The following is a 23,014-nucleotide window of genomic DNA, read 5'->3' as shown; positions in this document are numbered from 1 at the left end:
CGCCGCTGATCAGGCTGCCGGCACTGAGACCTTTGAGAACTTTGCCTGCCCCGCCAGCAAAGCCGCCACCGCTGATCAGGCTGTCGGCACTGAGACCCCCGAGTGCTTTGCCTGCCCCGCCGGCAAAGCCGCCCCCGTTGATCAGGCTGTCAGTACTGAGACCGCCAAGTGCTTTGCCCGCTCCGTCTGTCAATCCGACCTTGCCGGCAATTCCGCTCACAGAATCGAGCATAGTGGCGGCTTTGCCCACCCCATCCGGTAATCCGACTTTGCCGGCTATTCCTGTGACGGAACGGAGGAGATCGCTGGCGTTACCGCCTGCATCCGCTAACCGTTCTTTAGCCTGTTTTGTTATTGCGTCCTGTCCCTGTTCTAACAGCGTTTTTCCTTCCTGCAATGTTGTGAGGGGCTTTTTCTCTTTCTCTGACACGGTCTGTCTCCCTGAAGTCATGCCGATGGAATATAAAATGGCAATGGGCTTAACAGGCACATCGCCATATTCGGCAGGAAAGAGCTTATTCTGCGCACCTGCTTTTTCAGTCTGACAATAAGCTGAAAATAGGGCGCTTCCTGTTTTGAATAAGGCAGAAATGTCCGGTTAAGCCAGAATGATTTGTTCCGTTCGTGATAAAAAAATCTGCCGGAAATAATAAGGAATGGACAATTAAAAACCAAATAAAATCAAGGGGAGAAAAAAGGCGTTTTGTACAATCACAGCGTAAAAAGTTAAAAACTTTGCCGTTGTAAAATAAATTTTCGCAAGATTCACTCTGGTGAGTGCATCATACTGAATGATTTTGTGCCAAAACTGGGGGTATTTTTATAACACAATGAATTACAAGTAAAAAAATGGATATGATTTTTAGAATAACCCTGATCATTTCTATTTTGTGAACTTATTCACAAAAAAGGTTATTTTGGAAAAAGATTTTGGCGAATTCAACGGCAAAGTGCATCACTATTCCAAATGTTAAAGAGCAGATTTCTGCCCTAGTACTACAGTCGTAATCGTTCTGTAATCATAAGGCTATTCCGCCGACGATAATGGCATTGTTGTGCGCGATACTGATGTCGTCGTCGCCAGGTTGACCAAGATAAAATCTGCTTTAGGGTTTCTCCTGTTTTTCTCATCAGTTTTGACAGGAGTTTACGCAGTTCTGCTACACTCAGGGCTATCAGTCCCGCCGGCGTTTTTTTTCTCCTGTATTCGCAAAACTGCCAGCACCGCATGCGCCAATAATGACAACGTAATATGCCGATACCAGCTGTGCCACTGCCGCACTTCGTAATGATCCAGACCGCATTCCCCTTTCGTTTCCTCAAAACCGCTTTCGATTTCCCAGCGATGGCCAGCCACTTGAATCAACGTCTTGAGAGCGGCCTGCTCTTTGAGGGCATAGACAACATAGTAGGCCAGTTCCTGTTTCTCATCCCGATTACGCCGTATTAGCAGATAATGGCCATAACGCCTTTCCTCTGCATTGACTTGTAACCGCCAGAGCGGGATCCGAGCCCAGTCATACCACCGTTCACCTTTTGTTCCCCTCCCGGCTGACTGTTTTTCCCAGTCGTCAGCGGTCAGACTGGCTGCAATGGTGTCTGCTCGGGTGTAGTGTGGTGTTTGCCACCAGAGGCGTTCATTTTTGGGGATCGCTAAGACAAACGGTTGATGCTGAGATTCCAGCCAGCATCGCAAGCAGCGATCATGTCCATAGACCGCATCGGCGGTGACCCAGCGACAGGGGATATTGGCCTTGAATGCGCGCGCCAGCATGTGCCGGGCGAGCTGGGGTTTGGTTGCAAAACTGACCGAGTCGGGAATGCCAGCGGCATCACAGCGGGGGCGATCCTCCGTCCACTGTTTGGGCAGATATAAAGCCCGGTCAATGAAGGCATGGCCGCCGTTGCCGGCGTAACACAGGAAGACCCCTATCTGACTGTTTTCAACCCGTCCCGCCGTGCCACTATACTGACGCTGTACCCCGGCAGAATGCGTCCCTTTTTTGATAAAACCGGTTTCATCGATAATGAGGATCCCTTGCTCATCAGCCAAATGTGCGGTGACATAATCACGTAAGATATCGCGAGCGGCTTCAGCATCCCAATGGGCTCGTTCCAGAAAATATTGAATACCATCCGGTGAGCGTTCACCCAGCCATTCAGCCAGTTGCCAGCCATTTTTACGTTCCACATCACTGAGTAATCCGCGAAGATAATCCAGACAACGTTGTTGAGAACTTGCAGAATGAAACAGCGGAGTCAGACGGGAATGGGTGGTCAGGAGTTCCTGTTCCCAGAGATTAACAGGTGAGGCCATGTGGCACCTCCCTTAGAGGGTTAGAAAGAAGGACGATAGCTATCATGACACAATACACATTACGACTGTAGTACTAGAGTGATAGTAGCTTTTTTTCCCATTACCTGAGTGGTTACAGGAATAGGTCGTCACTCCAATAACTATCCCAATCCAACTTCAAGATGCGTGTTATATTTTCCCGCGCAGCGGGGAAATATCAGGCCTCGCGTCGTCTTGCGGATTGCAACTTGAAGTTTATCGAGTATATAAAATAAACTCCCTATCCAAAAGGAAGGGAGTCATGTATTGGCGAGAATAAGATTATTTATTCAAGATAAAGTGTCAAAGCCATACCTGGTTTTATCTCTCTGACTTTGATGTTTTTATTCCAATTGATCAAATCATTAAGATTTACACCGTGACGTTTGGCGATGCTGAAAAATGAATCACCTTTGTGCACTTGATAGGTGACTGGGTTGCTATTATCGATTTTCAGCACTTGCCCGATCTTGAGCCGATCAGCCGTTTTTAAGCTGTTCAGTCTTTGTAACTCTCGGTGAGTGGTCTTGAAGCGCTTTGCAATCGCTGACAATGTATCGCCGGCACGAACGGTATAATGACTTTGTTGCTGTAATTTGTAGGTATTGTGTTTAACCGCCAGGTTGATGTCATTCAAGACGTTTTTATTTGCCAGAGACGTCTTAAATTGATTAACGTTCTTCCTTGGTAGCATGATGTAATGCGGCCCATAAGGAGACGTCATACCTTGTTTATAGCCCGGGTTATATGCCCTGATTGATGTCAATGATAGCCCAGATAGTTCGGCCGCTTGTGACAACATGATCTGTTGCCCTACTTCAACCTTTGCCAAAGCGTGTTGGTTGTCAGGCTTAGGAAGTTTGAAACCAAACTGTTCGTTATGGCGAATGATATTACTCAGAGCCAATATCTTGGGAACATAGTGCATTGTTTCCCGAGGCAATGACAGCGACCAGAAATCTGTTGGTTTCCCTTGTGCTTTATTGTCTTTGATTGCACGTATAACCCTGCCTTCGCCACTGTTGTAAGCGGCAATGGTCAAAAGCCAATCCCCATTGAATCGTGTGTTGAGATATTCAAGCATATCAAGAGCAACGGTTGTTGATGCCGCAATGTCACGACGGGCATCGTACCATTTATCTTGTTTCAGGCCATAATGACGGCCAGTACTTGGGATAATCTGCCATAATCCTGCCGCCTTGGCGTAGGAAGTCGCATGGGGGTCAAAGGCACTCTCCACGATGGGCAGCAATACCAGCTCCATTGGCATATGTCGATTATCAAGCTGCTCAACTATCCAATAAATGTACGGTTCTGCACGCAATATTACATTTTGGATATGGCCTTTGTGTTTCAAATAGTAACTTTGTTGTTCGCTCACCCTGCTATTATCAGGAATTTCCATCTTCAACTCATCGCGAATATGTCCCCACAAATCTTGTTGGGCTGTCGGACTCACCTTCCAGTTTGCAGGATCATCTGATTCTGCAATACCGTTTGTTTTCTGATTCGTTGAAGACATCTTCTGTGCTTGTTGCTGGGAAGGAGCCTCTGTTTGCAGACTCGATTGACACCCAGCAAGAAGAACAGAGGTGAACAAGATCGTTTTTGTCTTCATGTTCTTTTCTAATGCCTGCCTAAAAGGTGAGCAATAATACTGGCCTATTACGTGGAAGACAACCCAATAAAATTAAAATCGATCTTTATAAGCCCTTAATCGCTGAAAAATAGAAGAAAGTGGCGTTGAATTAGGTTTGATACCGATATTTTTTTGTAAATCAATATCGTGGCAATTTAAGAAAACATTGATTTTTTTCTCTGTTTGTAAATCTGTTGGGATTGTTGCTTGGTTATTTTCACGTAATTTAAGCGTTTCTTGATAATAATCGTGAATATTCTGATTGTCAGGTAATACTGTTTTTGCAAATTTCATATTCGCCGCCGTGTATTCGTGAGCACAGCAGATCAACGTATCATCGGGTAATGATGAAATTTTCTCCAGAGAGGAAAACATTTGTTCGGCTGTACCTTCAAACAGTCGTCCACAGCCGCCAGAAAACAGCGTATCTCCACAAAACAGATAGGGAGCCTGATAGAATGCAATGTGACCAAGTGTATGTCCTGGTAGTGCTATGATCCGGAAAGAAAAATTTCCTATTTCAACGGTGTTCTCTTCATGGACAATCTGAGTAGCTCCTTTGTTTTGTGTCTCTTCAGGGCCATATACAGGTAATTCAGGGTATTGTTTGAGTAGCCCGGGAACACCGCCAACGTGATCATCATGGTGGTGTGTCAGTAGAATCGCAGCCGGAATAAGTTGATTTGCTGCTAGAATATCAATCACAGGTCGTGATTCAGCAGGATCAATAATGGCACAATGTTTGTTTTCATCACAAAGTAACCAAATGTAGTTATCTGAAAGGGCGGGTATCCTGATAAGCTCCATTATATGCCTCATTTTTATAGTAGGTTTATAAGTAGGTTGAAAGGAAGATGACATGCGATCAGCACGTTCAATTAAGCAAATAACCCTCCCTGTTTCTTGGGCCGCGTTACCGTGGGGAGAATATTACCGCGTCGCTCTGGAACATCAATTGGAACCGTGGTGGCCCAAGATCTTTGGTTTTCATTTAGTGAAAATCGGCAACTTAAGTGCCGAAATTGATACTCGTTCCTGTTTGGTCAGCCATCAAGTCAATATAGGGTTACAAGGGCAAAATATGAATGTCATTACTGATCCCTGTTACCTCCCTTTTGCAACTAAATCTGTCGATGCTTGTTTGTTGGCGCATATGTTGACTTATAGTATTGATCCACATTGGCTTTTGAGAGAAGTCGATAGGATCATGATAGATGATGGTTGGCTGGTTATCAGTGGTTTTAATCCAATGAGTATATTAGGTTTCAAGAAAATGATTGCTCCGGTATATCGTCGGCAATCTTGCAAAGCTCAAATGTTTTCAACGCTGCGTCAATTGGATTGGCTGCGTCTTCTTAATTATGAAGTTATCCATCATGCCAACTTCCATGTATTACCGTGGCAAAGCGGAACGCGTTTTGATAACTCCTGCATGTCAATATTGGGTTGCCTGAATGTGATTATTGCCCGCAAACGGACAATACCGTTGACATTAAACCCCATGCGGACAACATTGATGAAACCAAGATTCAGTAATGCACTGGGGGCGGCGAAAAATATTCACCGACACGATGAGTGGGGGGGTTAATTTTCGCTTTCGATATAGCCATCATCCGTTTGAGTAGGGTTATTCGCGGCTGTGCGAGCCAGCTCATCACACCGTTCATTTTCCCGATGTCCAGCGTGGCCTTTGACCCAGCGCCAATCAATGTCATGCCGCGAGATAGTTTTATCGAGCCGCTGCCAGAGATCGACATTGACGACGGGAGATTTGTCTGCTTTTTTCCAGCCGCGTTTTTTCCAGTTATGGATCCATTGAGTGATCCCTTGACGCACATACTGGCTGTCTGTCGTCAAGATTACGGTACAGGGACGTTTGAGCGCTTCCAATCCTATTATGGCTGCCATTAATTCCATGCGGTTATTGGTTGTGTGAAAATAACCGCCACTCAACGTTTTTTCTTGCTGTTGGTAGCGGAGTAAAACGCCATATCCGCCAGGACCAGGATTGCCGAGGCAAGAACCATCGGTGAAAATTTCTACCTGTTTGTTCATTTTTGGTAGACTCTTCCTATATTATCTTTAATCAAAAATCTAAGTCTGACACAAAAAAACATTATGAGCACTGCTATTACCCGCCAAATAGTCCTCGATACCGAAACAACCGGTATGAACAAGTTAGGTGTTCACTATGAGGGACACAACATCATTGAAATTGGTGCCGTGGAGGTTATCAATCGTCGTCTGACAGGACGCCATTTTCATATTTATATCAAGCCAGAACGCTTAGTTGATCCCGAAGCGTTTGAAATTCACGGTATTAGTGATGAATTTTTGCAGGATAAACCGAAATTTGCTGATATCGCTGATGAATTTATTGAGTTTATCCGTGGTGCTGAGTTGATTATTCATAACGCAACGTTTGATATCGGCTTTATGGATTATGAATTCAGTAAATTGAATCGAGATATTCCACCCACTGCTGAGTTTTGTACCATTACAGATAGTTTGGTATTGGCGAGGAAACTTTTCCCTGGTAAGCGTAATAATCTCGATGCGTTATGTGACCGTTACCATATCGATAATTCAAAACGTACTCTCCACGGGGCATTACTCGATGCCGAAATTCTGGCTGATGTTTATCTGTCAATGACAGGTGGTCAGACATCATTGGCTTTTTCGATGGAAGGAGAAACGTCAGGCAGTACGCAGGTTGCAGAAATCCAAAAGATTACTCGCCCACAGGCAGGGCTGAAAATTGTTTATGCTTCCGATGAAGAATTAATTCAGCATGAATCTCGTTTGGATTTGGTGGAAAAGAAGGGGGGAAGCTGTCTTTGGCGTATAAAACCTGAGCAGATACATTGATAAACTGCGGCAAAATGGTGGTAAATGCATAGTTGAGGCTAAAAAACGTGCAAGCAAACTATTTTGTTATAAAAAGCGATTGACGGATTTTATCGTAACCCGTATTATCCACCCCGTTCTCAACCAGAACACCACGCGGTGCGGTAGTTCAGTTGGTTAGAATACCGGCCTGTCACGCCGGGGGTCGCGGGTTCGAGTCCCGTCCGCACCGCCAGAATTTATAAGCCCTGAGTTTTTGACTCGGGGCTTTTTGTTTTTTTTATAATGATTATTAGCTGTTATTTTTTATCTACAAAAGTAGATTTATAATATTTTTATGGTTTTATTTTTGGTGTTATACCAATTCAATTTCAAGATGCGTGTTATATTTCCCCGCGAAGCGGGGAAATATAAGGCCTCGCGTCGTCTTGCAGATTGCAACTTGAAGTTTATCGCATATAGTGCTTAATTAAACTAACTTTGATCTTTAGGTTTATTTCCTGATCTTTATTTTAATTGTTAATGACTTGATCCTCTTTATTATAAGTAAAAGTAGCATCTTGAGAATAATCGGCAGGAAGATCTATCTGTATTATCGGTATTATTTTTCCAGTGACATTATAAAATTCCTTTTGATCATGTTGCGCACCGTTAAGCCCTCCTGGAAGATAAAAAAAGGCTTCGATGGGTAATTCATTGGGAATATTTTGGGACCAGGTCGCCAATATTAACTCATTATTTATTGCTAGCGAGAGCTGTAAACGCGCCTGAACTCCCTGTATGAAGGCATCAGCATGATTTTCCCCTGACTTAATGCTCACATCAAAACCACACTGACTCTCTTCATCGCTTCCATTTTTTATCCACTGTTGGGCAGTAGTAATTCCAAGTTGTTGACAAGGAGCACTGCGGGGAATACCCGGAGTAGCACCACATCCTTTGTCATCTCTGTCGGCAGAAACTGCATTGATAGGGAAGTAGCAAAGAGCTTCGGGATGTTTTTTATTATTTGCCGATGCGGATAAATAAGGAGCAAAAATGAAACCATTTGTGTAACCAGCATCTAATGTAATAAGTTTAGAATCAGTTCTCAAATAAGAAAATGAGACACCACCGCTACTTTGTGAGTGTGGACTTGGATTCCAAGAATAATAGTAATCTGAAGGGACTGTTCCTCTCAATAAAATCCCGGAGCATAAAAATGCCGGATGATCTCCATCTCCACAGTTATTTCCAGTATCGTTGTATCTTTGGGTTAATTCTGTTGCGAGATTATAACCAGAGTTTGTATTTATTGAATTAACGTCAGCAAAAGCTATTTGCAATCCCAATAAATATAAAGAAATAAAAATTATTATTTTCCTCATGTTATTCCCTTAATATTTTTTAGTGTCATGAAATGATGGTGAATCTATAACCTCACCTTTTTATAGTATTAATGCAAATTACTTTTTTTTATCATCTAATAATTTAATTTTATTGAGCTGATGACCTATTTTTATGGGTTATTTTTATATTTTGTGATAATTTTTTTAAAATAAAAAATAGAATAATGATAGCTATCCATGAATGGTTTATTTATAAGTTTTTATTTTGTTTTTTTATTTTTTATAGAAGAATTATCTATTCCCAATAGACTGTCAATCTATGGCATGTAAGCAAGAGAATGTATCCCTGGAACAGAGATATCACCAAAATTGCTGTTGACATCAAAATATATTACAAGTGAATTTTGTTCGTTATTCTCATCTTAATTTGGCTGAAGAACTCGCCTTTTTGACCTTGATTAACCTATTGGGTATCGTGTCTAATACGTAGTTTTTTATTGCGCAAGTCACGCTGGGAAATCATTCCTTATTTGCGCAATAACACCTTCAGTTGTCCGCTTTATCTCGATAGGGCACCAAAGCAACGAGGTAAATCAAAGAATTATTGTCAAGGAGAAATTAAGATAGTTCTCCTTATCATCTGGCATTAATTTCTGGTATTAATGATTGCGGTTTGTATGCTGCGCTGCGAAAATTAGTTCTTAGTTCACTAACGCTTTTATCCGACTTGGAGTAAAGAATGACCACTCGTAAAACCCTTGCTAATGCTATCCGCTTCTTGAGCATGGACGCTGTGCAGAAAGCAAAATCAGGGCATCCTGGCGCACCAATGGGAATGGCTGATATTGCCGAAGTGCTGTGGCGTGATTATTTAAACCATAACCCTTCTCATCCTGGCTGGGTTGATCGTGACCGTTTCGTGTTATCCAATGGCCACGGCTCCATGCTGATATACAGTCTTCTGCACTTGACGGGTTATGATGTTTCTATTGACGATTTGAAGAATTTCCGTCAACTACACTCTAAAACTCCAGGCCACCCAGAATATGGCTATACTCCGGGCGTAGAAACTACGACTGGCCCATTGGGACAGGGTATTGCCAATGCCGTCGGTTTTGCGATTGCAGAACGCACACTGGCAGCGCAGTTCAATCGTCCGGGGCATGATATCGTCGATCACTATACTTATGTATTCATGGGTGACGGCTGTATGATGGAAGGCATCTCCCATGAAGTTTGCTCTTTGGCGGGTACACTGAAACTGGGCAAATTGATCGCATTCTATGATGACAACGGCATTTCTATCGATGGTGAGGTAGAAGGTTGGTTCACCGATGATACCGCAGCACGTTTTGAAGCCTATGGCTGGCATGTTATCCGTGGCGTAGACGGCCATGATTCTGACGCGATTGTGGCGGCTATTGAAGCAGCCCGCAAAGAGACGGGCAAGCCATCCCTGTTGATGTGCAAAACCATCATCGGCTTTGGCTCACCAAACAAAGCAGGCAAAGAAGAATGTCACGGTGCCCCGCTGGGGGATGCTGAAATTGAAGCAACCCGTAAGGCACTGGGGTGGGAATATCCTGCGTTTGACATTCCTCAGGACATTTACGCTGGCTGGAACGCCCAGGAAACAGGCAAGGTTAAAGAAGCCACTTGGGAAGAGAAATTTGCTGCCTATGCACACGCTTATCCAGAACTGGCTGCTGAATTTAACCGGCGTACCCGCAGTGAATTGCCAGCGAACTGGGAAGCTGAGTCTAAGGCATTCATTGAAAAGCTGCAACAGAACCCGGCTTCTATTGCGAGCCGTAAGGCATCACAAAATGCACTGGAAGCCTTCGGTAAAGTTCTGCCAGAATTCATGGGTGGCTCTGCTGACTTAGCACCAAGTAATCTGACCATATGGTCTGGTTCTAAGCCTTTGAACGATGTGCAGGACGGTAATTACATTCACTATGGTGTGCGTGAATTCGGTATGTCTGCCATCATGAACGGTATCGCATTACATGGTGGTTTTGTGCCTTATGGCGCCACATTCCTGATGTTCGTGGAATATGCCCGTAATGCTGTACGCATGGCGGCTTTGATGAAAGTGCGTAGCATCTTCGTTTATACCCACGATTCCATCGGGCTGGGTGAAGATGGCCCAACTCACCAACCCGTCGAACAAATTGCCAGCCTGCGCGTAACGCCAAATATGAGCACATGGCGTCCATGTGACCAGGTTGAATCTGCGGTGGCATGGAAATATGCCATTGAGCGCAAAGATGGTCCAACGGCATTGATCTTCTCCCGTCAAAATCTGGCACAACAGGATCGTACTACTGAGCAATTAGCGAATATCGAAAAAGGGGCTTACATCCTGAAAGATTGTGCAGGCCAGCCTGAGTTGATCCTGATTGCTACGGGTTCCGAAGTGGAATTGGCGGTGAAAGCGGCTGAGCAACTGACCGCTGAAGGTCGTCAGGTTCGTGTGGTTTCTATGCCATCAACCGATGCTTTCGATAAGCAAGAGGCAGCATATCGTGAAGCGGTACTGCCAGCAGCAGTTTCTGCCCGTGTTGCCATCGAAGCGGGTATCTCTGATTACTGGTTCAAATATGTTGGTATCAATGGTGCTATCGTCGGTATGAATACTTTCGGTGAATCTGCACCTGCTGATATTCTGCTCAAAGAATTTGGCTTCACGGTTGAAAATGTAGTAGCCAAGGCAACGAGTTTGTTGAAATAACCGGCAAATAACCCATATTAAGCGCATTCGTATCAATTTTAGAGCGAATGCGCTCTTTTTTTGTTCAATTTTTCCTCCATCATGTGACGAATGACGCTTGCCATCACTCTTGTTTTCTCGTAATCTGCTTCCATAGTGGCTGAACCGTTTCAGTTAACTGTGTGATTTAGTTTATAAAATGTCTTGTATGTCACAATCTGGTTAATTTTGTGATGAATTATCAGTACAAGTAGACATTGCTCAGTTATCCTAAGCGGTTGCGTAACTACAGAGAAATTCAGGGAGTAACATGACTATCAGGGTAGCGATTAACGGTTTCGGGAGAGTTGGGCGCAGCGTGTTGCGTGCTCTTTACGAATCCGGGCGTCAAGCTGAAATTTCAGTGATCGCTATCAATGAGTTGGCAGATGCACAAGGCATTGCTCACTTATTGAAATACGATTCCAGTCATGGGCGTTTTGCATGGGATGTACGCCTGAATAATGATTTACTGCAAGTAGGAGAAAACAGTATTCGGTTATTTCATCAACCGAATATCTCAGCCCTGCCGTGGAAAGCGCTGGATATTGATATTGTACTTGACTGCACGGGTAAATATGGTGAGCGGGCAGACGGAGAGTCTCATATCGCGAGTGGGGCTAAAAAAGTCCTGTTTTCACATCCAGGGGGAAATAATCTGGATGCGACTGTGGTATATGGTGTCAATCACCATTCATTGGTTGCTGAAGATCGTATTGTTTCTAATGCATCCTGTACAACAAACTGCATTATTCCAATCATCAAAGTGTTGGATGATGCGTTCAATATTGAATCAGGTACGGTGACAACCATCCACGCATCAATGAATGATCAACCCGTGATTGATGCTTATCACTGTGATTTACGTCGAACCCGGGCGGCTAGTCAATCCATTATTCCTGTTGATACAAAACTGGCTGCGGGGATCACACGTGTTTTTCCTAAATTCAATGATCGGTTTGAGGCGATTTCTGTTCGGGTGCCCACTATCAATGTGACGGCCATTGATTTAAGTGTCACCGTCCGCTCGGCAGTGAATGTTGAAGATGTGAACCAGATCCTGCAAAAATCAGCGGTCAGGGAGTTTCGTGGTATAGTGAATTACACGGATTTGCCGTTGGTTTCAACGGATTTTAACCACGATCCCCACAGTGCTATTGTGGATGGCACACAAACGAGGGTGAGCGGGAAACACCTGATTAAAACCCTGATGTGGTGTGACAATGAGTGGGGCTTTGCCAATCGTATGATTGATACGACGCTGACAATGGCCGCAACCGGTTTCAAATAATCATTTGTTGTGTCACAAACGGCACACAGCAGAAGATTGAGTAATTTTATAAAGAATCAATGAGAGGATTCACCATGTCTGTAATTAAGATGACTGATTTAGATCTGGCGGGTAAACGTGTCTTGATCCGTTCTGATCTGAATGTGCCTGTAAAAGATGGCAAAGTTACCTCTGATGCACGTATCCGTGCATCTTTGCCGACGATTGAGGCTGCGTTGAGTCAGGGAGCCAAGGTCATGGTTACTTCTCACCTGGGACGTCCGACTGAGGGGGAATACAACGAAGCGTTCTCTCTGCAACCTGTCGTTGATTATCTGAAAGAAGCACTTTCTTCTCCTGTTCGTCTGGAAAAAAACTATCTGGATGGTGTTGACGTGGCGGAAGGCGAACTCGTTGTTCTGGAAAACGTTCGCTTCAACAAAGGTGAGAAAAAAGACGATGAAATGTTGTCGAAGCAGTATGCTGCACTGTGTGATGTGTATGTAATGGATGCTTTTGGTACTGCACATCGTGCTCAGGCATCCACTCACGGCGTTGCCAAGTTTGCTCCAATTGCTTGTGCTGGTCCGCTGCTGTCTGGTGAGCTGGAAGCGTTGGGTAAGGCACTGCACAATCCTGCTCGTCCAATGGTGGCGATTGTGGGTGGCTCTAAGGTTTCAACCAAACTGACTGTTCTTGATTCACTGACCAAAATTGCCGATCAGCTGATCGTCGGTGGTGGAATTGCCAATACGTTTGTTGCCGCAGAAGGGCATAATGTTGGCCGTTCACTGTACGAAGATGATTTGATTCCTGAAGCGAAAAAACTGATGGAAAGCTGTGACATCCCAGTCCCTACCGATGTTCGTGTTGCGACAGAATTCTCTGAGACTGCGCAAGCGACGCTGAAATCGACCAGCGAAATTAAAGATGAAGAGCAGATCCTTGACCTGGGTGATGCTTCTGCCGAACGTCTGGCTGAAATCCTGAAAAGCGCCAGGACCATTTTGTGGAATGGCCCGGTCGGTGTGTTTGAATTTCCTAACTTCCGTAAAGGAACCGAAATTATTGCCCGTGCAATTGCTGAAAGTGATGCTTTCTCAATCGCAGGTGGCGGTGATACCTTGGCGGCAATCGATCTGTTCGAAATTGCTGACAAGATCTCTTACATCTCTACTGGTGGTGGTGCTTTCCTTGAGTTCGTTGAAGGCAAAAAACTGCCCGCCGTTGTGATGCTGGAAGAACGTGCTAAAAGTAATTAAGTTGTGATAACAGGCAGCATTGGCTGCCTGTTCAATGTCAATACAGGACCACGTAACATGTCTAAAATTTTTGATTTCGTAAAACCGGGTGTCATCACTGGTGATGATGTTCAAAAAGTCTTTGCCATCGCTAAAGAAAACAATTTCGCGTTGCCAGCGGTTAACTGCGTTGGTACTGATTCCATCAACGCAGTGTTGGAAACGGCGGCAAAAGTACGTGCTCCGGTCATTATCCAGTTTTCCAACGGTGGTGCCTCTTTCATTGCCGGTAAGGGGCTGAAAGCAGAAGGTCAGCAAGCGGCGATTATTGGTGCTATTTCGGGTGCTCACCACGTTCACCAGATGGCAGAACATTATGGTGTGCCGGTTATCCTGCATACCGACCATTGTGCCCGTAAACTGCTACCATGGATCGACGGTCTGCTGGATGCGGGTGAGAAACACTACGCACAAACTGGCAAACCGCTGTTCTCCTCTCATATGATCGACCTGTCAGAAGAATCTCTGGAAGAAAATATCGAGATTTGCAGTCAATATCTGGCACGCATGGCAAAAATCGACATGACACTGGAAATCGAACTGGGTTGTACTGGTGGTGAAGAAGATGGTGTTGATAACTCCCATCTGGACAGTTCTTCCCTGTACACTCAGCCGGAAGATGTGGCTTATGCGTATGAGAAACTGAACGCTATCAGCCCACGTTTCACCATCGCGGCTTCTTTCGGTAATGTTCACGGTGTATACAAACCAGGCAACGTTAAACTGACGCCAAAAATCCTGCGCAACTCACAGGATTACGTTTCTGAAAAATTCAACCTGCCACACAACAGCCTGGACTTTGTCTTCCACGGTGGCTCAGGCTCTACCGCAGAAGAGATTCAGGAAGCCGTGAGCTACGGTGTAGTGAAAATGAATATCGATACCGATACCCAGTGGGCAACTTGGGAAGGTATTCTGAATTACTACAAAAAGAACGAAGGTTACCTGCAAGGCCAGTTGGGTAACCCAGAAGGCGCAGATAAGCCTAACAAGAAATTCTACGACCCACGGGTTTGGCTGCGTGCTGCTCAGGCTTCTATGGTTATTCGTCTGGAACAGGCCTTTAAAGAGCTGAATGCGGTTGATGTGCTGTAATAAATGGCTATTTAGATAAAAATTATTACTGATTTTATGTAAAAGCTGGCTAAATTCTTTTTGAATTAGCCAGCTTTTAACTTGGTATTTCTCTTCCTATAATTCGATTTATCAACGGGTGGAAAATTTGTTTAATCAAGCAGGTTACGTTTTCATAATATTAAATCAAAGTGAGTTTGTTATTTATTGATAATAATTACAGGAAATAGCTTGCTTATTACACGTCATCCGAGAGTAAAACTAGCACCAGGGGGTAGGCGATGGGCAGTATGGTTGTTCAGTTGTTTAATCGAGGTAGATGAAATAAAAAAGGTTATGAAATTGAATTCCTTTTATTTATATATGAATTTTTAATTATGTATTTTGAAATGAGATTGAGGATTTTCAGACTGAAATTTTTGGCCAATATTCAGTGCTAAATCTATTAAATATCCATTAAAAAGATATTGATAAGAATTGAGAGATGAAAGCTCTTTGTTAAGGAGCTTTCATGTCAGGAGGTTGTGTTAAGAATATTTCTGTTTTAATGCGCTGTTTTTAAATAACGGCTGCCATATTTTTATCCATCACTGGATGAAAATTACGCTTAAAGTAAATAAGGCCATGACCTTCTTCACGAACAAGGATCTGTTTTATTTCCACCAGATAGACATAGTGAGTACCGACTTCCTGTACTTGCTTAATACATCCCTCTAAATTGGCGAGTGCCCCTTGTAGCAAGGGTTGTCCCAGTATGCCAGTTTTCCAGATATCCCAATTAAAGCGCTCTTCCATGCTGATGCCCGTCATGCCCGCGAAATGGCGTGCCATCAATTCCTGTTCATGATCCAGGATATTGACACACAGATGACCATTTTCCTGAAATACCGGATTCATGGCGCTATCGCGATTAATACATACCATCAGAGTCGGAGGCGTATCTGTCACTGAGCACACCGCCGTTGCAGTCATACCGCAACGTCCCGCAGAACCATCCGTGGTGATGATATTCACCGCAGCGGAAAGGCTTGCCATCGCATCCCTGAAACGCAAGCGATGTTTATTTTCTACAGACATACTAGCTCCTGCTCCTGATTTATTTCAGCAGCTTATCTAACAGGTTAATATCACAGTTATTGTGTAAATGGGGACGGCTCCAACCCTTCACATCATAGTCAGAAAGGCAGCGATCGACCAATGCCATCATTTTCTTCATATTGCCGGAACCATGGGCGTGACGCAGGCATTGCAGGCGAATTTCGTCCTGACTGCCGGCATAATTAATTTCGTATAATTCATGGCGACCACCGAACTCACTGCCAATGGCATCCCACATTAATTTCAAGATTTTGATCCGTTCCACATGATCAATACCATTTGAGCCACGGACATATTTTTCAAGATACTTATTGATCTCAGGATTATTCATGTCACGCACACTGGATGGCAAATAAATCAAGCCGCTGGTGACATTGCTTTCAATAATATTCTTGATTTTTGTGTAAGCCATGGGAGCCATCACGCGATAAGTCTGAATTGCTTGAATATCAGGCAAATAAGCGCCATTTTCCCACGGCTTGGCTTCTGCCCACATCGCATCTGTCAGTGACCAGAACAGATTGCGCCATGCAACGACTTCTCCCAAATCAGCCTGAACACCGCGGAATTCCACCACGCCAGTGCATTCAAGGCTTTTTTGCAACAGTGCCGTCATGAAATCGAGCTTAACGGCAAGACGTACACAGGCTTGCATGGGGAATAGCCGCGCAAAACCACTTTGCACCGCCCAATTACGGGCGCGATCAAAATCGCGATAAATTAACACGTTTTCCCACGGAATTAATACCTTATCCATGACCAGAATGGCGTCATTTTCATCAAACCGACTGGAAAGGGGGTAATCAAAGGGGGAGCCAGTCGCACCGGCCACCAATTCATAAGAGGCGCGGGAGATTAATTTCACGCCATCGGCATCCATTGGTGCAACAAACATAAGGGCAAAATCAGGATTATCTCCCATAACTTGTGCAGAGCCAAAACCGATAAAATTATAGTGCGTCAGGGCTGAATTGGTGGCAACGACTTTGGCACCACTGACAATAATTCCGGCATCTGTCTCTTTTTCTATCTGGATAAAAACATCTTTGACCTGATCTGCGGGTTTATGGCGATCAATCGGTGGATTAACAATCGCATGATTGAAATAGACACAGCTTTCCTGAATGCGCTTATACCAGATACGGGCATTGTCAGCGAATTGTCCATAATATTTAGGATAAGCACCCAGTGAGCAGCAGAATGCCGCTTTATAATCGGGTGAACGCCCCATCCAGCCATAATTTAGGCGTGACCACTCAGCAATAGCATCGCGCTGCTGGCGGATATCATCAGCGCTGGTGGCGAAACGGAAGAATTTGTGCGTGTAGCCACCACTGCCGGTATCGGTATCCCAGCAGAGTACATCGTGGGTTTCCGGGGCATGAAGGGCATCATACAGTTGACCGATTGAAGCAGCCGCATTGCGGAAAGCCGGGTGTGTTGTGACATCTTTGACCCGTTCACCATAGATGTAAATCTCGCGGCTATCCTGAAGTGAATTCAGGTATTCTTTACTGGTAAATGGGCGTTTATGATCAGCACGCAAATTTTCTAGTCTCATAGCAACCTCATGCTCCAAAAAATCCCCTTATTTTGATTTGTTATCCATATGGGGGGGGGGTGGTTGTTAATTTTATGTTTGTTTCACTGTTTGATTGAAGCGATTAAACGGCTCTTTTAGAAGAGACTTTCGGAGGATTTACTGGTACTTTTCGATAAAAGCAGAGAGTTTGTTGCGTAAATGTGATCGGCTTTGTGTTTTGGTAATCATTATTTTTTGCTTGCTTATCCCGGTTTATTCCCCAATTACATTTCTCTCCCGCCAGACACTCGGTGAACACCCCACTAACCGATTAAAAAATCGGGTGAAGTAAGCAGGATCTTTAAACCCAAGCTGGTACGCTATCTCAAATACGGGACTATCACTAAACAGCAATAACCGTTTTGCTTCCCGCAGTAGTCGGTCAAAGATCAGCTTTTTTGGTGGTCGATTGGCAAAGCGTCGGCACATATCCTTTAGGCGTGATTCTGTAATTCCCAATTTTTCTGCATATTCTGGCACGGCAAGATGCTGGTGATAGTGTTGATCAATCAATCGGTTAAAGCGCTGAAACAGTTTCAATTCTCCTCTGACACCACCGCAATGATGATCGTCAAGGGGAATACTACGTAGCAAAAAGGTAAACAGAGATTGAGCCAGGAAAGTTAGTACTTGTTCTCGTCCGGTGAATGGGTTGGCAGACTCACGCCTAATCAGTGCCCAATAATGGTTGAATGTTTCCAATTCATCATATTTATCCGCGACGGAAAGACAGATAGCCGGAATATCAACCAGTTCTCGATGGGTGGGATAAAGTGAACCGAGCAATGGAGTGATCAGCTCCTGACGGACGGTCAGTACATAACCATCCGTATCTTCCTGCGTAAAAAAGGCGTGGGGAACAGAAGGTGGCGTCAGGATAAACAGAGGGGCTTGTACGGAATAATGCTGTGCGTCTAATTGCAGTTCGATTCGTCCTGTCACCAGATAATGGAGTTGGAAAAAACCGTTATGGCGATGCGCCTGCATATTACGCCCGAAAAATGCCGCCATATGACCAAAAGTTTGGTAGTGAACATCATCCGATCCCCGAGTTTCGTCATAGTCCTTGCTGATATCGATATTAGTGATGATGGATTTATTGGCTTTGGGCACATTGGATACAGTCATCAATTTCCTCCTGTATCTTATTGTTGGCTAAGGTATCAATAGTTGCTCGTTATTTATGCGCTTGCCTGTGGCCGTGAATGTTTCATCGGGATCAGAAAAACGATTAACGCACCGATGATGAGTAATCCGGCTACGAAATAAAGCCCGGTGTTAAAATGCCCTGTTTGATCTTTTAACCAGCCGATCAGTAAAGGACTGACGGCAGACCCCACATTACCCGTAGCATTGATCACCGCGATCCCCACGGCGCGGGCACGCAAGCTAATCGATTGATCTGGCGTTGTCCAGAATACCGCCATAGCGGTAAACGATCCGGTGGAAGCCATAATGATCCCCAACAGTTGCACTATGCTGTTATTAGTCAGTGAAGTTAAAATCCAACCTGCGGCGGCAAACAGGTAGGGTAAGGCTGTGTGCATTTTGCGTTCTTGCCGGCGGTCTGAGCGGCGGCTCCAGTAAACCATGCCCAAGATCGTGCAGAATTGTGGAATGGCAGTCAAAATGCCGATCATCACATGGCTGCTGCCCTGATTGAAACTTTGCATAATCTGTGGCGTCCAGATATTAATGGCACTTAAGGTGTTGGTCAGGCAGAAATAAGCGAAGGTGTACATCAATACCATTGGGGTAAAAACTTCGCGCCATAAGCGGTTTTTTTGCGGTTGAATCTGTTCATTGGGCTGGGTTATAGAAAGCTTATCGTTTTCTATCATCTCGTGAAGGCACTGCTTATCTTCACGAGTTAACCATTTGGCCTTTTCTGGTGAATCATCCAGATAACACCAGACAGCAAAACCAAGTAAAACAGAAGGGAAGCCTTCCAGCAAAAACAACCACTGCCAACCACGCAGATCCCAGATGCCATCCATTGCCAGAATATAACCGGAAATGAGTGAACCAAACGCCATCGTTACGGGCATGGCAACCATAAACAGCGCATTGGCACGCGCACGATAATAGGCCGGAAACCAATAAGTCAGATAAACCAAAATCCCCGGCAAAAAGCCTGCTTCCGCAATGCCCACCAACATCCGCAGGATATACAGGCTCGTGGAACCCGTGGCAAACATTGTGGCGGTGGAAGCGATCCCCCATAACACCATGATGGTCGCAATCCAGCGACGAGCTCCCACAATACTCAACATCACATTGCTGGGAATGCCGAAAATAACGTAAGTGGCGTAAAACAGCGTAGCAGCCAAACCGAACATGGTGGATGTTAAACCGAGATCTTTTCCCATCGTCAAACCAGCAAACCCAATATTGATACGATCCAAAAAAGAGAAAACAAACAGGACAAAGAGAAAGAGGATCAGGCGTCGGAATAATTTATTGATGACACTTTGCTGTTGGGCGGTCAGTTTTTTAGGTTGATGGGGGGGATTTTCGGATTTTGGTATAGTATCAGGTGAAATGCTCATCGCTGTTTCCTTGTTTTGTGAGTGGCTTGATTTTCCTTTGGGCGGGGATTTGAAATCTATTAGTTATATGTGCTTGTTTGCTCAGAGATTAGAAACTTCAATTGCTATGGCTGGTGTCGTGATCAACATCAGCCATTCCGGGGCATTGTTTTTTGTCGATGATTGGCTGATTATTTGCCGAAATGCTTTGCCAAAGCATGGGCTGCTCCGGTTAATAGGATGGTATCAACCCCTACGGCAACGAACAGCGCCCCCAAATTAAGATAATGTTTAGCTGCATCGACATTGGTCATCAAAATGCCGGCAGCCTTGCCGGCAGACTGGATCTGAACAATGGCTTGGTCGATGGCAGCCTGAACTTCAGGATGTTGCGGGTTACCGATGTGGCCCATATCCGCACTGAGATCGGCCGGGCCGATAAACACACCATCAACGCCTTCGACAGCCGCTATCTCCGGTAGGTTTTGCAGGGCCTCACGGGTTTCTGCCTGTACTAATACACAAATTTCGTCATTGGCACGAGACAGATAGTCAGGAATGCGGTTCCAGCGGGAAGCGCGTGCCAGAGCACTGCCTACGCCACGAATACCCGTGGGGGGATAGCGAGTCGCCCTGACCGCGTCACGCGCTTGCGCCGCATTTTGAATCATCGGGAACAATAACGTCTGGGCACCAATATCCAGCAACGGTTTGACGATCACCGGATCATTCCATGCCGGACGAACAACCGGCTGGCTTGGGTAAGGGGCCATGCCTTGTAATTGGGCAAGAATGGTGGAAATCTCATTGGGCGCGTGTTCACCATCAATCAACAGCCAATCAAATCCTGTTCCTGCCAGTATTTCCGCGCTATACCCGCTGCATAACCCAAGCCATAATCCGATTTGTGGATGCCCTGCTTTCAGGGCATGTTTAAATTTATTTGTTAGCTGATCCATGGTGTTACCTCGACAGATTTAAACAAAGTGACAGCTAATTGACCCTAACACGCCATAATCCACATGAAAGGTATCACCTTTACGTGCCGGGACTGGACGGGTAAAAGATCCAGCCAGAATAATCTGGCCTGCTTCAAGTTGAACACCATGTGGTGCCAGTTTATTGGCAAGCCATGCCACACCATTGGCGGGATGATTGAGAACTGCGGCCGCCACGCCGGATTCTTCAATCACACCATTACGGTAGAGCAGGGCACTAACCCAGCGCAGATCCAGTTCATCTGGCTTGATCGGCCGCCCCCCGATAATCACCCCACCATTGGCGGCATTGTCAGAAATCGTATCGAATACCTTGCGTGGACGCTGCGTTTCGGGATCGATGTTGTGACAACGGGCATCAATCAGTTCCAGGGCGGGAATGACGTAATCTGTTGCGTTATACACATCAAACAGCGTACAGTTCGGGCCTCGCAAGGGTTTTGCCAGCACAAAGGCCAGTTCGGTCTCAATACGGGGCACAATAAAGCGTTCACAAGGAATATCACCGCCGTCTTGAAAAAACATATCATCCAGCAGGGCACCATAATCCGGTTCATTAATCTGTGAACTGGCTTGCATGGCCTTGGAGGTCAGACCAATCTTATGTCCCTTGAGAATTCGGCCCTCCTTGATTTTTAAATTCACCCATTCACGTTGAATGGCGTAAGCATCCTCAATTGTTATCTCTGGATAGTCCAATGAGATTTGTCGGATTTGCTCACGGCTTTGCTCTGCCTGATGTAAACGGCGTGCGGCGCGTGATACGATTTCTTGCTGTAGCATAGGGGTTAAGCTCCTTTCGCTTCCAACCCGCCAAAACAGAGGTATTTCACTTCCAGATAATCCTCAATACCGTAACGTGAACCCTCACGTCCCAGCCCCGATTGCTTGATCCCGCCAAATGGCGCGATTTCGTTGGAAATCAAACCTTCATTGATACCTACCATGCCACTTTCCAACGCTTCCGCCACACGGTAAATTCGGCCAATATCACGGGAATAGAAATAAGCAGCCAGGCCAAATTCAGTACTGTTAGCAATGCGGATAGCCTCGTCTTCATCACGGAATTTGAACAGTGGAGCCAGAGGGCCGAAGGTTTCTTCGTGAGCAACTAACATGAATTCAGTAACATCTGTCAGTACCGTTGGCTCAAAGAACAACCCCCCCAGCGTGTGGGATTTTCCTCCCGTCAGGATGCGTGCGCCGTTGGAAACGGCATCACTGATATGCGCCCGTACTTTTTCTACAGCCGCCTGATTAATCAGCGGGCCTTGCTGTGATGCGCTATCAGTGGCTGGCCCCACCCGAAGCTGTTTGACTGCATGAGCCAGACGTTCGGCAAAAGCCTCATAAATCCCTTCCTGTACCAAAATACGGTTGGCACACACACAGGTTTGCCCGCTGTTACGGAATTTCGCCGCCATTGCGCCCGCTACCGCCGCATCAAGATCGGCATCATCAAACACGATAAAAGGCGCATTGCCACCCAGTTCGAGGGAGAGTTTTTTCACCGTATCGGCGCTTTGTGCCATTAATAACTTGCCAACCCGCGTAGAGCCGGTGAACGAAAGTTTGCGCACGATAGGGCTTGAGGTCAGCACTTCACCCATGGCTTTGGCATCCATTCCTGTGACGATATTGAAGACGCCAGCCGGTATGCCTGCCTGTTCCGCCAGGACGACTAAAGCCAGCGCAGAAAGGGGCGTTTCAGCCGCAGGTTTCAGAACCACCGTACATCCCGCCGCCAGTGCAGGGGCCACTTTACGGGTGATCATCGCATTGGGGAAATTCCACGGTGTAATAGCCGCAACGACGCCAATCGGTTGTTTGATGGTGGCGAGACGGCGGCCCGGCATTGGCGAAGGCAATGTTTCGCCATACATGCGTTTGCCTTCTTCCGCAAACCATTCGATAAAACTGGCACCGTAAGCAATTTCGCCCATTGCCTCGGTGTGGGATTTGCCTTGTTCCATGCTCAGTATTTCTGCTAAGGCGGTTTGGTTTTCCATCACCAGATGGAACCATTGCTTGAGCTTTTGGCTACGCTGTTTTGCTGTCAACGACCGCCATGCAGGCAGGGCATTCTGGGCGGCTTCAATGGCAGACTGTGTCTCTTTGGCGCCCAGGTCACTGACATTGGCAATGATCTTATCATTGGCCGGGTTAATGACTTCAAAAGTCGCTTTATTTTCTGCATCAACCCATTGACCGTTGATATAGGCCTGTTGACGCAGCAATGGTATATCCAGATGATTCGTCATA

At 45.5% G+C, this 23,014-nt stretch carries 17 protein-coding genes, 1 tRNA gene and 1 pseudogene; 7 read left to right on the top strand and 12 right to left on the bottom strand.

Going from position 1 to position 23,014, the window contains the following annotated elements:
* Window positions 1-1,147 precede the first annotated feature (1,147 nt).
* The 3 genes from PXH59_RS09805 to gloB form a co-directional block, all read right to left on the bottom strand.
* A complete protein-coding gene (locus PXH59_RS09805; protein WP_285809069.1) occupies window positions 1,148-2,317 on the bottom strand; it encodes an IS701 family transposase in 1,170 nt (389 codons plus the stop codon).
* A gap of 304 nt (window positions 2,318-2,621) precedes the next feature.
* On the bottom strand, window positions 2,622-3,953 hold the full coding sequence (gene mltD, locus PXH59_RS09800; RefSeq protein ID WP_285811503.1) for a murein transglycosylase D: 1,332 nt from the start codon (window positions 3,951-3,953) through the stop codon (window positions 2,622-2,624).
* 72 nt (window positions 3,954-4,025) lie between these two features.
* Entirely contained in the window at window positions 4,026-4,781 is a 756-nt protein-coding gene (gloB, locus tag PXH59_RS09795) for a hydroxyacylglutathione hydrolase (protein ID WP_285811502.1), read from the bottom strand.
* Between the two features lie 52 nt (window positions 4,782-4,833).
* On the opposite strand from gloB, the gene PXH59_RS09790 reads away from it, so the two are divergent.
* Window positions 4,834-5,562, top strand: a complete 729-nt coding sequence (locus tag PXH59_RS09790) for a class I SAM-dependent methyltransferase (protein ID WP_285811501.1) — start codon at window positions 4,834-4,836, stop codon at window positions 5,560-5,562.
* Here PXH59_RS09790 and rnhA read toward each other — a convergent pair.
* Window positions 5,559-6,091 (bottom strand): annotated as a pseudogene (gene rnhA, locus PXH59_RS09785) (ribonuclease HI). The gene PXH59_RS09790 and the pseudogene rnhA sit on opposite strands and share 4 nt — an antisense overlap.
* Before the next feature lies 1 nt (window position 6,092).
* On the opposite strand from rnhA, the gene dnaQ reads away from it, so the two are divergent.
* Together dnaQ and PXH59_RS09775 are read left to right on the top strand one after the other, a co-directional pair.
* Complete coding sequence (gene dnaQ, locus PXH59_RS09780; protein ID WP_047768195.1) at window positions 6,093-6,842, top strand: DNA polymerase III subunit epsilon; 750 nt, start codon at window positions 6,093-6,095, stop codon at window positions 6,840-6,842.
* Between the two features lie 137 nt (window positions 6,843-6,979).
* A tRNA-Asp gene (locus PXH59_RS09775) sits at window positions 6,980-7,056 on the top strand.
* 277 nt (window positions 7,057-7,333) lie between these two features.
* Here PXH59_RS09775 and PXH59_RS09770 read toward each other — a convergent pair.
* Window positions 7,334-8,188 carry a hypothetical protein gene (locus tag PXH59_RS09770; RefSeq protein ID WP_053014216.1) on the bottom strand — a complete coding sequence of 285 codons (855 nt, stop codon included), beginning with the start codon at window positions 8,186-8,188 and terminating at the stop codon, window positions 7,334-7,336.
* A 700-nt stretch (window positions 8,189-8,888) separates the two neighbouring features.
* On the opposite strand from PXH59_RS09770, the gene tkt reads away from it, so the two are divergent.
* The 4 genes from tkt to fbaA all read left to right on the top strand — a co-directional run bounded on the left by tkt (window position 8,889) and on the right by fbaA (window position 14,567).
* Window positions 8,889-10,883: a transketolase gene (gene tkt / locus PXH59_RS09765; RefSeq protein ID WP_285811500.1), complete on the top strand. Its 1,995-nt coding sequence runs from the start codon at window positions 8,889-8,891 to the stop codon at window positions 10,881-10,883.
* 289 nt (window positions 10,884-11,172) lie between these two features.
* The gene (gene epd / locus PXH59_RS09760) at window positions 11,173-12,192 is read left to right on the top strand and encodes an erythrose-4-phosphate dehydrogenase (protein ID WP_285811499.1); all 1,020 of its coding nucleotides are present in this window, start codon (window positions 11,173-11,175) and stop codon (window positions 12,190-12,192) included.
* Window positions 12,193-12,266: 74 nt separating this feature from the next.
* Window positions 12,267-13,433 carry a phosphoglycerate kinase gene (gene pgk / locus PXH59_RS09755; protein WP_047768189.1) on the top strand — a complete coding sequence of 389 codons (1,167 nt, stop codon included), beginning with the start codon at window positions 12,267-12,269 and terminating at the stop codon, window positions 13,431-13,433.
* A gap of 57 nt (window positions 13,434-13,490) precedes the next feature.
* Window positions 13,491-14,567, top strand: coding sequence for a class II fructose-bisphosphate aldolase (fbaA, locus tag PXH59_RS09750; RefSeq protein ID WP_285811498.1), 1,077 nt, complete (start codon window positions 13,491-13,493; stop codon window positions 14,565-14,567).
* Window positions 14,568-15,104: 537 nt separating this feature from the next.
* Here fbaA and hpaC read toward each other — a convergent pair.
* The 7 genes from hpaC to PXH59_RS09715 form a co-directional block, all read right to left on the bottom strand.
* Window positions 15,105-15,623 (bottom strand): 4-hydroxyphenylacetate 3-monooxygenase, reductase component, encoded by a 519-nt coding sequence (gene hpaC, locus PXH59_RS09745; RefSeq protein WP_285811497.1) that lies wholly within the window; start codon window positions 15,621-15,623, stop codon window positions 15,105-15,107.
* Between the two features lie 19 nt (window positions 15,624-15,642).
* The gene (gene hpaB, locus PXH59_RS09740; RefSeq protein WP_285811496.1) at window positions 15,643-17,205 is read right to left on the bottom strand and encodes a 4-hydroxyphenylacetate 3-monooxygenase, oxygenase component; all 1,563 of its coding nucleotides are present in this window, start codon (window positions 17,203-17,205) and stop codon (window positions 15,643-15,645) included.
* Between the two features lie 234 nt (window positions 17,206-17,439).
* Window positions 17,440-18,354, bottom strand: a complete 915-nt coding sequence (gene hpaA / locus PXH59_RS09735) for a 4-hydroxyphenylacetate catabolism regulatory protein HpaA (protein ID WP_285811495.1) — start codon at window positions 18,352-18,354, stop codon at window positions 17,440-17,442.
* A 53-nt stretch (window positions 18,355-18,407) separates the two neighbouring features.
* Window positions 18,408-19,775: a 4-hydroxyphenylacetate permease gene (gene hpaX / locus PXH59_RS09730; protein WP_285811494.1), complete on the bottom strand. Its 1,368-nt coding sequence runs from the start codon at window positions 19,773-19,775 to the stop codon at window positions 18,408-18,410.
* Window positions 19,776-19,945: 170 nt separating this feature from the next.
* A complete protein-coding gene (gene hpaI, locus PXH59_RS09725) occupies window positions 19,946-20,713 on the bottom strand; it encodes a 4-hydroxy-2-oxoheptanedioate aldolase (RefSeq protein ID WP_047768175.1) in 768 nt (255 codons plus the stop codon).
* An 18-nt stretch (window positions 20,714-20,731) separates the two neighbouring features.
* Window positions 20,732-21,535, bottom strand: a complete 804-nt coding sequence (hpaH, locus tag PXH59_RS09720) for a 2-oxo-hept-4-ene-1,7-dioate hydratase (RefSeq protein WP_047768172.1) — start codon at window positions 21,533-21,535, stop codon at window positions 20,732-20,734.
* A 5-nt stretch (window positions 21,536-21,540) separates the two neighbouring features.
* Entirely contained in the window at window positions 21,541-23,013 is a 1,473-nt protein-coding gene (locus PXH59_RS09715) for an NAD-dependent succinate-semialdehyde dehydrogenase (protein ID WP_285811493.1), read from the bottom strand.
* Window position 23,014: the final 1 nt, after the last annotated feature.

Origin of the sequence: Xenorhabdus bakwenae (assembly GCF_030272115.1) — a bacterium.
Lineage (GTDB): Bacteria > Pseudomonadota > Gammaproteobacteria > Enterobacterales > Enterobacteriaceae > Xenorhabdus > Xenorhabdus bakwenae.
The sequence above is the reverse complement of the archived record's forward strand: the minus strand, read 5'-3'. Positions and strand labels throughout refer to the sequence as shown.

What these genes read in the sequence shown, in the direction of transcription:
- tkt (WP_285811500.1), top strand. Translation starts at nt 8,889, where the DNA reads ATGACCACTCGTAAAACCCTTGCTAATGCTATCCGCTTCTTGAGCATG.
- gloB (WP_285811502.1), bottom strand. Translation starts at nt 4,781, where the DNA reads ATGGAGCTTATCAGGATACCCGCCCTTTCAGATAACTACATTTGGTTA.
- PXH59_RS09770 (WP_053014216.1), bottom strand. Translation starts at nt 8,188, where the DNA reads ATGAGGAAAATAATAATTTTTATTTCTTTATATTTATTGGGATTGCAA.
- pgk (WP_047768189.1), top strand. Translation starts at nt 12,267, where the DNA reads ATGTCTGTAATTAAGATGACTGATTTAGATCTGGCGGGTAAACGTGTC.
- hpaA (WP_285811495.1), bottom strand. Translation starts at nt 18,354, where the DNA reads ATGACTGTATCCAATGTGCCCAAAGCCAATAAATCCATCATCACTAAT.
- PXH59_RS09790 (WP_285811501.1), top strand. Translation starts at nt 4,834, where the DNA reads ATGCGATCAGCACGTTCAATTAAGCAAATAACCCTCCCTGTTTCTTGG.
- fbaA (WP_285811498.1), top strand. Translation starts at nt 13,491, where the DNA reads ATGTCTAAAATTTTTGATTTCGTAAAACCGGGTGTCATCACTGGTGAT.
- PXH59_RS09715 (WP_285811493.1), bottom strand. Translation starts at nt 23,013, where the DNA reads ATGACGAATCATCTGGATATACCATTGCTGCGTCAACAGGCCTATATC.
- mltD (WP_285811503.1), bottom strand. Translation starts at nt 3,953, where the DNA reads ATGAAGACAAAAACGATCTTGTTCACCTCTGTTCTTCTTGCTGGGTGT.
- hpaH (WP_047768172.1), bottom strand. Translation starts at nt 21,535, where the DNA reads ATGCTACAGCAAGAAATCGTATCACGCGCCGCACGCCGTTTACATCAG.
- hpaB (WP_285811496.1), bottom strand. Translation starts at nt 17,205, where the DNA reads ATGAGACTAGAAAATTTGCGTGCTGATCATAAACGCCCATTTACCAGT.
- epd (WP_285811499.1), top strand. Translation starts at nt 11,173, where the DNA reads ATGACTATCAGGGTAGCGATTAACGGTTTCGGGAGAGTTGGGCGCAGC.
- hpaI (WP_047768175.1), bottom strand. Translation starts at nt 20,713, where the DNA reads ATGGATCAGCTAACAAATAAATTTAAACATGCCCTGAAAGCAGGGCAT.
- hpaX (WP_285811494.1), bottom strand. Translation starts at nt 19,775, where the DNA reads ATGAGCATTTCACCTGATACTATACCAAAATCCGAAAATCCCCCCCAT.
- PXH59_RS09805 (WP_285809069.1), bottom strand. Translation starts at nt 2,317, where the DNA reads ATGGCCTCACCTGTTAATCTCTGGGAACAGGAACTCCTGACCACCCAT.
- dnaQ (WP_047768195.1), top strand. Translation starts at nt 6,093, where the DNA reads ATGAGCACTGCTATTACCCGCCAAATAGTCCTCGATACCGAAACAACC.
- hpaC (WP_285811497.1), bottom strand. Translation starts at nt 15,623, where the DNA reads ATGTCTGTAGAAAATAAACATCGCTTGCGTTTCAGGGATGCGATGGCA.